15 protein-coding genes are annotated in these 13,930 nt (G+C 63.6%); 9 read left to right on the top strand and 6 right to left on the bottom strand.

The window, feature by feature from the left end; genetic code table 11:
* The first annotated feature begins 146 nt into the window (after nt 1-146).
* The 6 genes from LZ496_RS11065 (at nt 147) to LZ496_RS11040 (ending at nt 5,980) form a co-directional block, all read left to right on the top strand.
* Nucleotides 147-1,085 (top strand): bifunctional riboflavin kinase/FAD synthetase, encoded by a 939-nt coding sequence (locus LZ496_RS11065; protein WP_249904736.1) that lies wholly within the window; start codon nt 147-149, stop codon nt 1,083-1,085.
* A gap of 93 nt (nt 1,086-1,178) precedes the next feature.
* A complete protein-coding gene (ileS, locus tag LZ496_RS11060; RefSeq protein ID WP_249904735.1) occupies nt 1,179-4,076 on the top strand; it encodes an isoleucine--tRNA ligase in 2,898 nt (965 codons plus the stop codon).
* Nucleotides 4,069-4,569 carry a signal peptidase II gene (gene lspA / locus LZ496_RS11055; RefSeq protein WP_249904734.1) on the top strand — a complete coding sequence of 167 codons (501 nt, stop codon included), beginning with the start codon at nt 4,069-4,071 and terminating at the stop codon, nt 4,567-4,569. Before ileS ends, lspA begins: the two co-directional genes overlap by 8 nt.
* The gene (locus tag LZ496_RS11050; protein ID WP_249904733.1) at nt 4,562-4,966 is read left to right on the top strand and encodes a DUF3035 domain-containing protein; all 405 of its coding nucleotides are present in this window, start codon (nt 4,562-4,564) and stop codon (nt 4,964-4,966) included. The genes lspA and LZ496_RS11050 overlap by 8 nt, the downstream gene beginning before the upstream one ends.
* Before the next feature lie 17 nt (nt 4,967-4,983).
* The gene (locus tag LZ496_RS11045) at nt 4,984-5,535 is read left to right on the top strand and encodes a winged helix-turn-helix domain-containing protein (protein ID WP_249904732.1); all 552 of its coding nucleotides are present in this window, start codon (nt 4,984-4,986) and stop codon (nt 5,533-5,535) included.
* A 52-nt stretch (nt 5,536-5,587) separates the two neighbouring features.
* Nucleotides 5,588-5,980, top strand: a complete 393-nt coding sequence (locus LZ496_RS11040; protein WP_249904731.1) for a hypothetical protein — start codon at nt 5,588-5,590, stop codon at nt 5,978-5,980.
* Here LZ496_RS11040 and LZ496_RS11035 read toward each other — a convergent pair.
* Nucleotides 5,977-6,810, bottom strand: a complete 834-nt coding sequence (locus LZ496_RS11035; protein ID WP_249904730.1) for a sulfurtransferase — start codon at nt 6,808-6,810, stop codon at nt 5,977-5,979. The genes LZ496_RS11040 and LZ496_RS11035 overlap by 4 nt on opposite strands.
* Nucleotides 6,811-6,901: 91 nt before the next feature.
* Between LZ496_RS11035 and ung the strand changes: the two genes are divergently transcribed.
* The 3 genes from ung to LZ496_RS11020 are packed head-to-tail and all read left to right on the top strand — an operon-like array spanning nt 6,902 to nt 9,064.
* Nucleotides 6,902-7,597, top strand: a complete 696-nt coding sequence (gene ung, locus LZ496_RS11030) for a uracil-DNA glycosylase (protein ID WP_249904729.1) — start codon at nt 6,902-6,904, stop codon at nt 7,595-7,597.
* A 10-nt stretch (nt 7,598-7,607) separates the two neighbouring features.
* Nucleotides 7,608-8,060: a preQ(1) synthase gene (queF, locus tag LZ496_RS11025; protein WP_249904728.1), complete on the top strand. Its 453-nt coding sequence runs from the start codon at nt 7,608-7,610 to the stop codon at nt 8,058-8,060.
* A gap of 11 nt (nt 8,061-8,071) precedes the next feature.
* Nucleotides 8,072-9,064 (top strand): 2-dehydropantoate 2-reductase, encoded by a 993-nt coding sequence (locus LZ496_RS11020; protein WP_249904727.1) that lies wholly within the window; start codon nt 8,072-8,074, stop codon nt 9,062-9,064.
* Here the strand turns inward: LZ496_RS11020 and LZ496_RS11015 are convergent.
* The 5 genes from LZ496_RS11015 to LZ496_RS10995 all read right to left on the bottom strand — a co-directional run bounded on the left by LZ496_RS11015 (nt 9,053) and on the right by LZ496_RS10995 (nt 13,875).
* Nucleotides 9,053-11,023: an OPT family oligopeptide transporter gene (locus tag LZ496_RS11015; protein ID WP_249904726.1), complete on the bottom strand. Its 1,971-nt coding sequence runs from the start codon at nt 11,021-11,023 to the stop codon at nt 9,053-9,055. The two genes, LZ496_RS11020 and LZ496_RS11015, sit on opposite strands and share 12 nt — an antisense overlap.
* 13 nt (nt 11,024-11,036) lie before the next feature.
* Nucleotides 11,037-11,387, bottom strand: coding sequence for a hypothetical protein (locus LZ496_RS11010; RefSeq protein ID WP_249904725.1), 351 nt, complete (start codon nt 11,385-11,387; stop codon nt 11,037-11,039).
* Between the two features lie 39 nt (nt 11,388-11,426).
* Nucleotides 11,427-11,744, bottom strand: a complete 318-nt coding sequence (locus LZ496_RS11005; RefSeq protein ID WP_249904724.1) for a hypothetical protein — start codon at nt 11,742-11,744, stop codon at nt 11,427-11,429.
* A gap of 87 nt (nt 11,745-11,831) precedes the next feature.
* Nucleotides 11,832-12,233 carry a nuclear transport factor 2 family protein gene (locus LZ496_RS11000; protein ID WP_249904723.1) on the bottom strand — a complete coding sequence of 134 codons (402 nt, stop codon included), beginning with the start codon at nt 12,231-12,233 and terminating at the stop codon, nt 11,832-11,834.
* Nucleotides 12,223-13,875: a helicase HerA-like domain-containing protein gene (locus LZ496_RS10995; protein WP_249904722.1), complete on the bottom strand. Its 1,653-nt coding sequence runs from the start codon at nt 13,873-13,875 to the stop codon at nt 12,223-12,225. The genes LZ496_RS11000 and LZ496_RS10995 overlap by 11 nt, the downstream gene beginning before the upstream one ends.
* Nucleotides 13,876-13,930 lie beyond the last annotated feature (55 nt).

Genomic DNA, 13,930 nt, shown 5'->3' with positions numbered 1-13,930 from the left:
CCTTACGGCAATCCGAATGGAAACTCGACAGGTTGCGGACGATAAGAAAGAGCAGCGAGCGTTGTCCATGCCAGATCGCGTACCCTGTAGGACAGGATTTTCCCCAAGATTGCCGCCGAAAGCGCTAGCCATTAGGGCAAGCGGCGATGCAGCGCCTGTTCCATGACCAGCCGATCCCCGACGAGCTTCGCGGCGCGATCATCGCGCTTGGCAATTTCGATGGCTTTCACCTCGGTCACCAGGCGGTGGTCGGCAGGGCGGTGCAGCGCGGTGCCCACGAGCGGCGGCCGGTCATCGTCGCAACCTTCGATCCGCACCCGGTTCGCCACTTCAGGCCGGATACCCCGCCATTCCGGTTGACCACGCTGGACCAGCGCGAGCGGCTGTTCGCCCAGGCGGGCGCGGACGCGATGCTGGTGTTCAACTTCGGCGCCGAGCTGGCCAGTACGACAGCCGAGGATTTCGTCGCCGGGATTTTGGCTGATCGCTTCGGCGCCGCGGGAGTCGTCACGGGCGAGGACTTCACCTTCGGCAAGGGCCGAGGTGGCAATGCCGAGGTGCTTCGGGTGCAAGGCGCCACATATGGAATCGGTGCAGAGACGGTGGAAGCCGTGCTGATCGACGGCGTGCGCATCTCGTCCGGCCGGGTCCGCGAAGCGCTGCAGGCGGGCGATCCCGGAGCCGCGACAAAGATGCTCACCCGACCGTTCGCGATCCAGGGCACCGTCATCCATGGCGACAAGCGCGGCCGCGATCTTGGCTGGCCGACGGCCAATGTGGAACTCGGCAAATATCTTCGACCCAAGTACGGCATCTATGCGGTGCGCGTGACGCTGGATAACGGCAGCGAGCATGCGGGCGTCGCAAACCTTGGCGTCCGGCCGACTTTTGATCCGCCTACCGAATTGCTGGAAGCGGTGCTGTTCGATTTCGACGGCGACCTGTACGGGCGCACGATCGAGATCGCGCTTCACCATTATCTGCGGCCTGAAATGAAGTTCGATAGCCTCGATGCGCTGAAGGCGCAGATGGATGCGGATGCGAGAGAGGCGAGGCGGTTGCTAATGCCGTCATTGCGAGCGTAGCGAAGCAATCCAGGCTGGATTGCCGCGTCGCTGCGCTCCTCGCAATGACGGAAAGGTTTGCAAGCGGCAAACCGCCCGCTAATGCCGCGCGCGATGTCTGATAAGCCTGATACGCCCGTGAAACCCGACTACAGGTCCACCGTCTTCCTGCCCAAGACCGACTTTCCGATGAAGGCCGGCCTTCCGCAGAAGGAGCCCGTCATCCTTGCCAAATGGCAGGAGAGCGGCCTTTACGAGCAGGTTCGTGCGCACCGCGAGGGGCGCGAGAAGTTCATCTTCCACGATGGCCCGCCCTACGCCAACGGCGACATCCACATCGGCCATGCGCTCAACAAGACGTTGAAGGACATGGTCGTCCGCACCCAGACGCTGCTGGGGAAGGACGCGCCCTATGTGCCCGGCTGGGACTGCCACGGCCTGCCGATCGAATGGAAGATCGAGGAGCAGTATCGCAAGAAAAAGCTCAACAAGGACGAGGTGCCGATCAAGGAGTTCCGGGCCGAGTGCCGCGCCTATGCGGAGCATTGGGTGACGGTCCAGACCGAGCAGTTCCAGCGGCTCGGAATCACTGGCCAGTGGGACCAGCCCTACCTCACCATGAACTTCGAAGCCGAGGGGACGATCGTCTCCGAGCTCTACAAGTTCGCGGAGAGCGGCCAGCTGTATCGCGGCGCCAAGCCGGTGATGTGGTCGCCGGTCGAGAAGACCGCGCTGGCCGAAGCCGAGATAGAATATGAAGACATCACCTCGACCCAGATCGATGTGGCGTTCGAGATCGTCGAAAGTCCGATCCCGGAACTGGTCGGCGCCTATGCAGTCGTCTGGACGACGACACCGTGGACGATTCCGGTCAACCAAGGCATCGCCTACGGTCCGGAGGTAGAATATCACCTGTATCGCGCACCGGAACCTGACGGCCGGAAGTTCCTCGTCGCTACCGAGCTGCTCGCAGGCTTTTTCGAACGTACCGGAATGGGCCCACATGCCGAAGGACTGACCGAGCCGTTCGATATTAAAGAACACGCGCTTGGGACGTACAAGGGCACCGACCTTGCCGGCTCGGTGGCCCGGCACCCGATGCACAATCTCGGCGATTTCTTCGCGCGACCCCGTCCGTTCCTGCCGGGCGAGTTCGTCACCACGGACAGCGGTACCGGGCTGGTCCACATGGCGCCTGACCATGGCGAAGACGATTTCGAACTATGCAAGGCGAACGGGATCGACCCGGTCTTTGCGGTCGAGGGCGACGGCAAGTATCGGTCCGACTGGCTGTGGCTGGGTGGCCAGGGAAGTGTCATCAATCCCAAGTTCAACGCGCCGGATGGCCCGATCAACAACGACCTGCGCGACGCCGGGGCGCTGCTCGCGGCAAGCTATGACTACCAGCACAGCTATCCGCACAGCTGGCGGTCCAAGGCCAAGGTCATCTACCGCTGCACGCCGCAGTGGTTCGTGGCGATGGACAAGCCGCTGGGGCTCCATCACTTGAAGTCGAAGGCCGAGAAGCGCTGGGAAAATGAGGGCGGTGCGCTGCTCGATCCCGAGCAGCATGTTGCCGACGAGACCGCAACCCTGCGCGGCCTCGCGCTGAAGGCGATCAGCGAGACCCGCTTCGTCCCCGAAAAGGGCCGCAATCGTATCGGATCGATGGTTGAGGACCGCCCGGACTGGGTGCTGTCCCGCCAGCGCGCCTGGGGCGTTCCGATCGCCGTGTTCGTCGAGAAGAAGACCGGCAGGCTGCTGGTCGACCATGAGGTCAACGAGCGGATCGTGGCCGCGGTTCGGGCCGAGGGCGTCGACGCGTGGGAAGAGAACCGCGCCCAGGAATACCTCGGCAACGCTTATAACGCCGACGATTATGAGCAAGTGACCGACATCCTCGATGTCTGGTTCGACAGTGGCTGCACCCATGTGTTCACCTTGGAAAGCGGGCACTGGCCGGAGCAGCGCTGGCCCGCCGACCTGTATCTGGAAGGCAGCGACCAGCATCGAGGCTGGTTCCAGTCGTCGCTGCTGCAAAGCTGCGGCACTCGGGGTCGGGCGCCTTACGACCAGGTGCTGACCCATGGCTTCACCATGGATTCCAAGGGCATGAAAATGTCCAAGAGCCTTGGCAATACGATCAGCCCGCTGGACCTGATGCGCGATTATGGGGCGGACATTTTGCGGCTGTGGGCGCTGTCGGTCGACTTCACCGAGGACCACCGCATCGGCAAGGAAATCCTGGCCGGCGTCGGCGACCAGTATCGCAAGCTGCGCAATACGTTCCGCTACCTGCTCGGCGCGCTGGACGGGTTCACGGAGGAAGAGCGGCTGCCGGTCGCCGAGATGCCCGAGCTTGAACGCTATATGCTGGCGCTGACGTCCGAGCTCGATGCGCGGCTCAGAAAAGCGGTCAGCGATTACGACTTCAACGATTACACCCGCGCGCTGACGGACTTCGCGAATAACGACCTCAGCGCCTTCTACTTCGATATCCGCAAGGACTGCCTCTATTGCGACGCCCCGAGCGATCCCAGGCGACGCGCCTATCGGACGGTGCTCGACACGCTGTTCCATGCGCTGGTCCGCTGGGCCGCGCCGGTGCTGGTGTTCACGGCGGAGGAAGTGTGGGGCACGCGTTATCCGGAAGAAGGTAGCGTCCACCTGCTGGAATGGCCGTTGATCGACACCGAATGGCGGGAAGACACGGCGCTGGAGGCCCGCTGGGCCGAACTTCGCCAGCTTCGCGAAAGCGTGACCGAAGCGATCGAGCCGCTGCGCCGCGAGAAGGTGGTGGGATCAAGCCTGGAAGCTGCGGTTACGGTGGCCAGCGATGCCGCCCCGGCATTGCTTGCGGAACTGTTCATTGTGTCGTCAGTCAGTCGGGGCAATGAGCTGTCCGTGGCCAAGTCCAGCTATCACAAATGCGGCCGTTGCTGGCGGCTCCTGCCAGAAGTCGTCGAGGACGGCGACCTGTGTGCGCGTTGCGAGGAAGTCGTGAATGGATAAGCGTACTACTGCATACCTGTTTGCGCTGCTGATCTTCGCCGTCGACCAGATCAGCAAATGGTACATCATCGGGCCGCTGAACCTTGAGGCGGTGCAGAACATCCAGCTGCTCCCCTTCTTCGATTTCACCTGGGTCGAGAATCGCGGGATCAGCCTTGGAATCGCCCAGGCGCAGAACGAGACTCACCGCTGGATCCTGGTCGCCGTCACCGCCGCGATCGCGGTCGGAGTCGCTGTATGGATTCGCAAGGAAGAGGCCCGCGGCGACCAGCTTGCGCTGGCAATGGTATTGGGCGGAGCGCTGGGCAATATCGTCGATCGGACGCGCTACGGATATGTGGTAGACTTCCTCGACCTCCATTTTGGCACGTTCAGGCCGTTTTATGTCTTTAATGTCGGCGACGCGGCGATTAGCATCGGCGTCGTGATCTTGCTGCTCCGCGCCTTTCTCATCCGCGACAAGGCGCCTGAAGGAATGAATGAACATGCGTAAGTACCTCTTCGTCCTGGCACCGGCGATCCTGCTTGCCGGCTGCGGCGCCTTCGGGCCGAAGCAGAAGTCGCTCGACGAATTCGCCGTCGCCCGCAACGCGCCGCTGGTGATCCCGCCCGACTATTCGCTGACCCCGCCGGTCGCCGGCACCGTCAGCATGTCGGCGCAGGATGCGCAGACCCAGGCGATCGAAGCACTGTTCGGCGGCCCGGCACCGCGCAGCTCGACCGAGACGTCGGTACTTGAGCGCGCCGGCCGCGATCGTGCCGCTATCGGCATCCGCTCGACCGCCGGCGATCCGGAGACCAAGGTCCTCGACAAGGGTCAGTCGACCCAGGCGATCATCGCCGCCCAACCCGCCGACAGCGAAACCGCTTCGGCCCAGACGCCGCAGTAAGCGGCGAAAGGGGGAGCATGAGTTCGGATAACCTGTCTACGCGCCTCGTCGAAATCGAGGCATTGCTTGATCGCTCGCGCCGCCGGTTCGAGGAAGGCAGCCGGCTGGTCGAGGAAGCGCACCAGGCGCTTGCCGAGGTCCAGCAGCTTATCCTTGGATCGCCGGTTTCGCTGAGCCCCGAGGATAATGAAGAAGCGGCATCGCGGCTTCTGGCGAGCCTCAAGGCGAGCGGCAGCGAACTGCCGGAGACGCTGTGCGGCGGCCGGCTCGCGGTCGACCCGATCCAGCGCCTCATCCGCATCGACGGTCATCCGATCGGAATCACCGAGATGGAATATCGCGTGCTCGAGCTGCTGGCGTTCGCCCGCAACAACGTCGTCACCCGGCAGATGCTGCTGAAGCATCTCTACCGGCGCGCCGACGACCAGCCGCAGCCGAAGATCATCGACGTGTTCATCTCCAAGCTTCGGAAGAAGCTTCGTTCGGCCAGCGGCGGAGCGGAATTCATCGAGACGATCCCGCAGCGCGGCTGGATCCTCCGTGACATCGAGGCAGCGACCGCAGCTTAATCGGTTTTGCTGATTTACCGAAGATTTACCCGACCGTGGCAAACGGTCGGGCATGATTCATTTCATACCCGAATCGGCCGACGAGGCATCGGAAGTGGACGCCGCCGAGGCTATCGGCGGGCATGCCGGGCCATATGCGGAGGCAGTCGCGCGGTTGGCGTCGATTCGCCAGGCGCTGGCCTGCGTCGAGCAGTTTTCGGGGGAAGCGCCATCGGACAGCATGGCCGAGGCCAAGCTGGCAGCGGCCTGGCCGGGAGCGTCTGCAGCGAGGCAGCGCGTCTATGATGCGCGGTCGACGCGGACTGCCGCCGCGGCAGCGGCGGGCCTCGAGGCGCTTGCAAGGCTGCACGACAATGGCGGCGAGCCGCATGCCGCGACGCTCGAACGGTTGAAGCGCGAACTGCGTGACGGCGTCAATTCGATCGACCTGCTGTTCAGCCTCTAGGCTGGGCCTTGCTCCTTGGGCGTAGACGGATCGGCGCCCCATTCGCTCCAACTGCCATCGTAGAGCTTGCCTCGCCGGCAGCCGAGACGCTGAGCCGCGAAGATCAGCGAGTTGGCGGTTACTCCTGAACCGCAGGTAGCGATGAAATCCTGGGTCGGATCTACCCGAAGCTGTTCAAACGCCGCACGCAGTTCCTCATCGGACTTCAACGTACCGTCCTCGCGATATAGCGACGCGAAGGGCAGGTTCTTCGAGCCGGGAATATGGCCCGTGCCGACATTGGGCCGGGGATCGGGTTCGCTGCCCTCGAAACGGGCCTTCCCTCGGGCATCAAGGATTGGAGCGCCGACGCCGGCAAGGATCTGCTCCTTCGTCACCACCTCCCCACTCCTGACCTCAGTATCGAAGCGGGCTTGGCGCGGCGAAGCCTCGCCGGCTTCGATCGGCCGCCCTTCGGAACGCCATTTCTGGAAGCCGCCGTCGAGGATCGCGACCTGATCCGCGCCGAAATGACGGAGCATGAACCATCCGCGCGCCGCAGTCCGAAGCGGCGAATTGTCATAAACGACGATGCGGTCGTCCCTTCCAACGCCGAGTTCCGCCATCGCCCGGCCGAAATCTTCCGCCGAGGGCAACATGTGCGGCGCGGGGTTCGAGCGGTCCGAAACCCGGTTGATATCCAGGAACCGCGCGCCCGGAATGTGAGATTCAAGGAATTCCGCCCCTCCGTCGCGGCCGTCGTTCGGCATGAAGGCGCTGGAATCGACGATCGCGAGGTCGGCTGCGCCGAGGTTGCGCGCCAGCCATTCGGTGGAAACCAGCGAGTCCATAGTTTCTCTCCCGTCATTGTGAGCGGAGCGAAGCGATCCAGTTCAATTTGCTGGATTGCCACGCGCCTCCGGCGCTCGCAATGACGACGGTATGAGCGACGTAAAGCTTCACCCGAACTGGCTCACCCCGCTGCAGGCGGAGTTCGACCAGCCCTATATGGGCGAACTGAAGCAGTTTCTGATGGCCGAGCGCGAGGCAGGGAAGCGCATCTTCCCGGCGGGCGCCAATTGGTTTCGAGCGCTCGACCTGACGCCGCTCGATGAGGTCAAGGTCGTGATACTCGGCCAGGATCCCTATCATGGGCCGGGGCAGGCGCACGGCCTGTGCTTTTCGGTCCCTGAGGGGGTCCGGCCGCCGCCGAGCCTGGTCAACATCTACAAGGAGTTGGAAAGCGATCTCGGTATCCGCCGGCCTGCACATGGATTTCTGGAGCATTGGGCGAAGCAGGGCGTGCTGCTGCTCAACAGCGTCCTGACCGTGGAGATGGGCCTTGCCGCATCGCACCGCGACCAGGGGTGGGAGCGGTTTACCGATGCGGTGATCCGGCTGGTGAATGCGAAGGAGCAGCCGGTCGTCTTCATGCTGTGGGGCAGCTATGCGCAGAAGAAGGCAGCGTTCGTCGACCAGTCCCGCCACCTCGTGCTGAAGGCTCCCCACCCTTCGCCGCTGTCGGCCCACAGCGGCTTCCTTGGCTGCAGGCATTTCTCCAAGGCCAATGCATTCCTCGAAAGCCACGGGATGGCGCCGATCGACTGGGCGTTGCCGGAATGCGTGAGTGCGGCGTAAGAGGCGCGCCATGTCGACTACACCGAAACATCTGGGCCAGGCCAGCGCCCTACCTTCTTCTCCCGACGTGGCCGAACTCGATTATGTGCCGAATCCGCGCGCCGGGTCGCTCTACCTGGTGCGCTTCGCCGCGCCGGAGTTCACTTCGCTGTGCCCGGTCACCGGGCAGCCCGACTTCGCCCATCTCGTGATCGATTATGCGCCCGCGGAAACGATCGTGGAGTCGAAGAGCCTCAAGCTGTTCCTCGGCTCGTTCCGCAACCATTGCGGGTTCCACGAGGATGTGACGGTCGGCATCGGCCAGCGCCTGTTCGAAGAGATGAAGCCGCAGTGGCTCCGCATCGGCGGTTATTGGTATCCGCGCGGCGGGATGCCGATCGATGTCTTCTGGCAATCGGGCGAGCCGCCCAAGGGGCTGTGGCTGCCTGAACAGGGTGTCAGTTCCTATCGGGGCCGCGGCTGACCAAGGTCGCCATGTTCGGGGCCGGCTCGATCGGCTGCTTTGTCGGCGGATGCTGGCAGGCCGCGGGGCTGGATGTCCGCTTTATCGGGCGCAAGGGTTTCGCGGACGACATCCGCCGAAACGGGATGACGGTCAGCGACTATAACGGCTGGCAAAAGTCATTCGCGCCCGATGAAGTCGATTACCGGGTCGATCCGGACGCGCTTGCCGATGCGGATGTTATCGCGCTTTGCGTCAAGAGCGGTGCGACGGAGGAAGCGGCGAAGGAAATCGCCGCCCATGGACGGCCGGGCACCACCGTAATCAGCTTCCAGAACGGCATCAGCAACGTCGAGGTGCTAGAGCGGCAATTGGCGGATCGCTTTATCGTCGTTCGAGGAATGGTGCCCTACAACGTCGCCTATCTGGGCGATGGACGCTTCCACAAGGGTGTTGCCGGGGATCTTTATGCCGGGGACATGCCGGTAACGCAGGCGCTGGCCAAGGCGATCGGCACCTCCCCGGCCACCTTGAACCTGTCGGACGACATGCTTGGGATTGCGTGGGGCAAGTTGCTCATCAATCTCAACAATGCCGTGAATGCACTTTCGGGACGGCCGTTGGTCGAACAGCTTCTACAGCGCGATTATCGCCGGGTGGTGGCGGCCTCCCAGCGCGAGGGCGTCAAACTGTTGAAGCGGGCCGGCATCGAACCCGCCAAGGTCGGCGCGGTGGGCCCGGCCCTTTTGCCCACGGTAATCGGATCGCCGGACTGGCTGTTCCGCAACCTTTTCATGAAGGCGTGGAAGATCGACGAGAAGGCGCGATCCTCCATGGCCGACGACCTCGCCGCCGGGCGAAAGACCGAGGTGGATTATATCAATGGCGAACTGGTGCGGCTTGCCGACCGGCTCGGCGTCGATGCCCCCGTCAATCGCAAGGTCGTCGAGCTGATCCGCAAGGCGGAGAGCGGTGCGCCGCCGCTGCCGCCCGCCGCGCTTCGCCGCGAGGTCCTAGGCCGCTAGCGGCTTCGCGGCACCCGATCGGGTCTTGGCGTAGAGCCAGAGGATCGATCCGGTGAAGACGATGAGCCCGAGCGGGACCGCCCACTGGAATTCGTCAACCAGTGCCAACGGCGCGGAGTTGTCAGTGGCGCCGACGATCGCAGCGAAGGCAACGCCGAACAGCGACTCTCCGACGATGAGGCCGGTGGCCATCAATACGCCGAGCCGTTCGGCGAACGCCGGGTTCGGCGCGGTCTTGGCCCACCGATCGTAGAAGTGGCCAATCAGAGCGCCGACCGGGATCAGCAGTGTGAGGGCCATCGGCAGGTAAATCCCCATGCCCACCGCCAGCGGCGGGAGCATGCCGCGCTTGGTCACGCGCAATATCTCGTCGATCGCGCAAGCGGCAATGCCGATCGCTGCGCCGAGGCCGATGAGGTTCCAGTCGAGGTTCCCGCCAAGGACGCCCTGCGCGATTGCGGAGATCAGGGCCGCTTGCGGTGCGGCAAGAGCGTTCTCGCCCGCGCCCGGAGCACCCTGGAATCCGAATGCGTCGTTGAGAAGCGTCAGGATCGGCGGGATGACGACCGCACCGAACAGGACGCCCAGCACCAGCGCGAACTGCTGCCGCCATGGCGTCGCTCCGACCAGCTGGCCGGTTTTCAAATCCTGAAGATTGTCGTTCGAGATGGTCGCAACGCCGAACACGATGGCGGTCACGAACAGGGCGAACGCGACAAGGCTCTGCGTCGCGGTCGCGTCCACAGCTGGGAACAGCGCGGCGAGGATCAGTGAAATGCCGAGGACGGCAAGGATGCCCACACCAGAAATCGGGCTGTTCGAAGCACCGATCAGGCCGGCCATATAACCGCAGACCGCCGCGATCACGACACCAGCGAACAATATGTAGACGATGGTGACGATGAGCGTGCTGCCCGCCGCGTCGGCGATCGGGCCGGATTGCGCAAAGGCGGCCAGCAGGAACCAGATCGGGATCATCGAGGCGATGATGACGCCGCCGACGATGGTGATCGGCAAATCACGTTCGGTCAGCGCCAATCCTTCGCCCCGCCCTGCGCGGCGTTCGCGATTGGCGGCGATGGCGCTCATGATGCCCTTGATGATCGGGCCGATGATCTTGAGCAGAGTCCAGATCGCGGCGACGCCGATGGTTCCGGCGCCGATGAAGCGGACCTTCTCCCGGAATACCGTCCCGACGATCGTCTCGACATCGACTGCGGTTGTGACGCCGCCAAGTCCGGTTTGCCAGGGCACCAGCACGAACCAGCTCAATATCATGCCGACCAGCATGGCGATGCCGACGCCAAGGCCGACCAAGTGGCCGACACCGATCAACGCCATCGACAGGCTGGTGGAGACGGTCGTCGCACCGGCTCCGAACTTGAAGGTCTTGGCTGCGTCGGCGGCAAGAATCCGGGTCTGAGCGAGGATGGCATAGCCGGCCGCGACCAGCGAGCTGATCAGGATCGCCGCAAGGCCGCGCTTATTCTCCTCGACGCCGCCCACGCCGGCGCCAACCTTCAGCACCTCGGCCGCCGCGACGCCTTCGGGATATGGAAGATCGGAGCCTGTCACCAGCGCGCGCCGCAACGGCACGGAATACATGACGCCAAGGATGCCGCCGATGGCGATCACCGCGACCGACAGCCAGAAGGGGAAGCCGGTCCACCAGCCGACCATGACCAGGCCGGGAAGCACGAAGATGATCGCGCTAAGCGTGCCGGCCGCCGAAGCGATCGTCTGGACGATGTTGTTTTCCTGGATCGTCGCGCCCTGGAAATAGCGCAGCACGGCCATGGAGATGACCGCCGCCGGGATCGACGTGGCGAAGGTGAGGCCGAGCCTGAGCCCAAGATAGACGTTGGCCGCCGTGAACAGCAGGGTGATGAGGCCGCCGAGGATGACGCCGCGAAGCGTCAATTCCCTGATGCCCATCGTTGGTGCGGCCACGGTTGCCATCAAGCGCCTCCACTCATTTCTTGTCAGGTGGAGCGGGCAAATCTTCCCGCTCGAAACGGATGACGGTGTCGTACCGGCCTAGCAGCAGGCGGTCACCATCGATTTTAAGCGGCTCGCGGTTGAAGTTATGCGTCTTGTACGCACCCTCCATTCGCGTGGCCGTCAGATAGACTGTTGCTCCATCGGAAACCCAAGTGCCTTCGGCCGCTTCGGACACGGCGCCATAATCGAGCTGGTACATGAAGCGGCCATCGGGATCGAGCTCGAGCGCCGCGCCCACTTCCATCTGATTGGAACGATAGAAACCGGTGACCGGAGGCGCATCAGTGGCGGCAAGCAGCAGCGCTGCGATCAGGACTCCCATCAGGGAAGCCTAGCCGCACAATCTCTCATGCTCAACGCGCTATTGCGGCGCGTTGAGGTCGCGATACCGTTCCTCGCTGGTCAGCCGATAATCGTCGACGTCGCGCTCGGCATTGGCGAGCGCGGCGGGACGCTTCGTCCCCATCGCCGTATCGAATTTGACGAGCGCGTCTGACAGCGCCTGGGCCTCTGTCGGACAAGCGGATTTCACCGCCGTCGCATAGGCATCGGGCGCGACCTTTGCTCTCGACTGGTTGCTTTCGAACGTCTTCAGGCACGCCTGAAACGTATGGCGTGGAGCGTCGATTGACGCAGGATTGGGCGCCGCCAACGCGAGCGCCAGCACAAACGTGATCATACCCGTCCCCTCCACGGACAATCAACGTTTGAAGAGAATGCCTGATCCTTACGGAAAATCAACCGGAGCTGGGGCCAGCGCCCATTCTCAGGCGCCGATAGTGATCCCCGGCGGGACCGGCGAACTATGCCGCCGCACTACCTGCCAACTATCGCCCACCCTGACCCAGACATCGGTCAGGAGAACGCGTTCGTCGATGACCTGCCCGAGGTAACGCACCTTCCATTGGGCATCGACCGTCGCGACGATCACATTATCGAGGGCGACGCATTCGATCACCCTCACCTCGAGGCTGGCGATATCCATTCGCTTCAGCGCCTCGATCCACTGTTCGAGATTGACCGCAACCGAGCCGGTCGAGCGGATTCCCACCAGCTTATATTGCGGGTGGATCAGCCGGCGCAGCGCAGCCTCATCCTTATCGATGAGCGCGTCGCGCCAGTCCCGTTCAAGGTCCCGAACATCCATGCAGGGTGCATCAGCGGCCACGAAGCAGACCTCCAAAAATGCCGCGCAGCAAGGAATTGCCGAGCTGCCGGCCTACGGATGAAGCGATTGAACGTCCGGCCGACTGGATCATCTTGTCAGCCATGCTGGGCTTTGCGGCCTCGCGGGCACGGCGCGCTTCCTCGCGCTCCAGTTCGCGCTGGCGCTGGGCTTCCAGCCGATCGGCTTCGCGCTGCTGGCGTACCTCTTCCTTCTCCGTGGCGGCGCGTTGGCGAGCGGCTTCCTTGTCGGCGATGGCTTGTAGCCGCGCTGCTTCCGCAGCCGCCTTCTCCGCATCATTCTGCGCCTTGGTCGCGGCAGCGGCGGCGGCGGCTTCATCGCCCTTCGCCTTCAAAATCTCCTCGGCGCTCTCGCGGTCGAGCAGCGTGTCATATTTGGCGCCGATCGCATCGGTCTGGATCAGGATCGCCCGTTCCTGCTGGGTCAAGGGCCCGACCCTGGAAGCCGGCGGCTTGATCAGGGTTCGTTCGACCGGCGTCGGCGCCCCGTCCGGCATCAGCAGCGAAACGAGTGCCTCACCCACTTTCAGTTCGGTGATCGCGCTGGTGACGTCGATTTCGGGATTGGGCCGGAAGGTTTCGGCGGCCGATTTCACGGCCGCCTGGTCGCGCGGCGTGAAGGCGCGCAAGGCATGCTGGACACGGTTTCCGAGCTGTCCCGCCACATCGTCGGGGATGTCGATAGGATTCTGCGTGATGAAATAGACGCCGACGCCCTTGGACCGGATCAGCCGGACGACCTGCTCGACCTTTTCCTGGAGCGCCGGCGGCGCATCTTCGAACAGGAGGTGCGCTTCGTCGAAGAAGAAGCCGAGCTTGGGCTTGTCCGGATCGCCGATCTCGGGAAGCAGCTCGAACAGTTCCGACAGCAGCCACAGCAGGAAGGTCGAATAAAGCCGCGGGCTCTGCATCAGCTTGTCCGCGGCGAGGATGTTGACGATCCCCTTGCCGTTTTCGTCGAGCTTCAGGAAATCCTCGAGATCGAGCGCAGGCTCACCAAAGAAATGATCGCCGCCCTGGGCGCGCAGTTGAAGCAGAGAGCGCTGGATCGCGCCGACGCTCGGCTTCGACACATTGCCATATTCGAGGGTCAGCTCGTCCGCCCTCTCCCCGATATTGACCAGCATTGCCTGCAGGTCGTCGAGGTCGAGGATCATCAACCCTTCCTTGTCGGCGACATGGAAGGCAATGGTTAGGACGCCTTCCTGAACCTCGTTGAGGTTCATCAGGCGGGCCAGGAGCAACGGCCCCATCTCGCTGACGGTGGTGCGGACCGGATGGCCCTGCTCCCCGAACAGGTCCCAGAATTGCGCCGGATAGCCTTCATAGGCCCAGTCGGAATATCCGATTTCCGCCGCACGGGCGGCGAAGGCTTCATGGGGCTTGGCGGTGGCGGCGCCGGGCATCGAGAGGCCGGCGAGGTCGCCCTTAACGTCGGAGACGAACGTCGGGACACCGGCCGAAGACAGGCCTTCGATGATCCCCTGCAGCGTGACGGTCTTGCCCGTACCAGTAGCGCCGGCGATGAGTCCGTGCCGGTTGGCGCGCTTCAACTCGAGCTGCTGTGGATTGGCCCCACCGGGGCCGGCACCAATGAAGATACTGGTCGAAGACTGGCTTGCCATCAGGTCGAGTCACTCCTTCGGCTCAAACGCCTACGGAGCACGCTCCTTCGGCCTA

It is taken from the genome of Sphingomonas caseinilytica (assembly GCF_023516455.1).
GTDB lineage: Bacteria > Pseudomonadota > Alphaproteobacteria > Sphingomonadales > Sphingomonadaceae > Sphingomicrobium > Sphingomicrobium caseinilyticum.
Note: the sequence above shows the minus strand (reverse complement) of the source record. Positions and strands in the feature narration are given on the sequence as shown.

Excerpts from the sequence above, each read along its gene's own strand:
- LZ496_RS11065 (WP_249904736.1), top strand. The coding sequence starts at position 147 with ATGCAGCGCCTGTTCCATGACCAGCCGATCCCCGACGAGCTTCGCGGC.
- ileS (WP_249904735.1), top strand. The coding sequence starts at position 1,179 with ATGTCTGATAAGCCTGATACGCCCGTGAAACCCGACTACAGGTCCACC.
- lspA (WP_249904734.1), top strand. The coding sequence starts at position 4,069 with ATGGATAAGCGTACTACTGCATACCTGTTTGCGCTGCTGATCTTCGCC.
- LZ496_RS11050 (WP_249904733.1), top strand. The coding sequence starts at position 4,562 with ATGCGTAAGTACCTCTTCGTCCTGGCACCGGCGATCCTGCTTGCCGGC.
- LZ496_RS11045 (WP_249904732.1), top strand. The coding sequence starts at position 4,984 with ATGAGTTCGGATAACCTGTCTACGCGCCTCGTCGAAATCGAGGCATTG.
- LZ496_RS11040 (WP_249904731.1), top strand. The coding sequence starts at position 5,588 with ATGATTCATTTCATACCCGAATCGGCCGACGAGGCATCGGAAGTGGAC.
- LZ496_RS11035 (WP_249904730.1), bottom strand. The coding sequence starts at position 6,810 with ATGGACTCGCTGGTTTCCACCGAATGGCTGGCGCGCAACCTCGGCGCA.
- ung (WP_249904729.1), top strand. The coding sequence starts at position 6,902 with ATGAGCGACGTAAAGCTTCACCCGAACTGGCTCACCCCGCTGCAGGCG.
- queF (WP_249904728.1), top strand. The coding sequence starts at position 7,608 with ATGTCGACTACACCGAAACATCTGGGCCAGGCCAGCGCCCTACCTTCT.
- LZ496_RS11020 (WP_249904727.1), top strand. The coding sequence starts at position 8,072 with ATGTTCGGGGCCGGCTCGATCGGCTGCTTTGTCGGCGGATGCTGGCAG.
- LZ496_RS11015 (WP_249904726.1), bottom strand. The coding sequence starts at position 11,023 with ATGGCAACCGTGGCCGCACCAACGATGGGCATCAGGGAATTGACGCTT.
- LZ496_RS11010 (WP_249904725.1), bottom strand. The coding sequence starts at position 11,387 with ATGGGAGTCCTGATCGCAGCGCTGCTGCTTGCCGCCACTGATGCGCCT.
- LZ496_RS11005 (WP_249904724.1), bottom strand. The coding sequence starts at position 11,744 with ATGATCACGTTTGTGCTGGCGCTCGCGTTGGCGGCGCCCAATCCTGCG.
- LZ496_RS10995 (WP_249904722.1), bottom strand. The coding sequence starts at position 13,875 with ATGGCAAGCCAGTCTTCGACCAGTATCTTCATTGGTGCCGGCCCCGGT.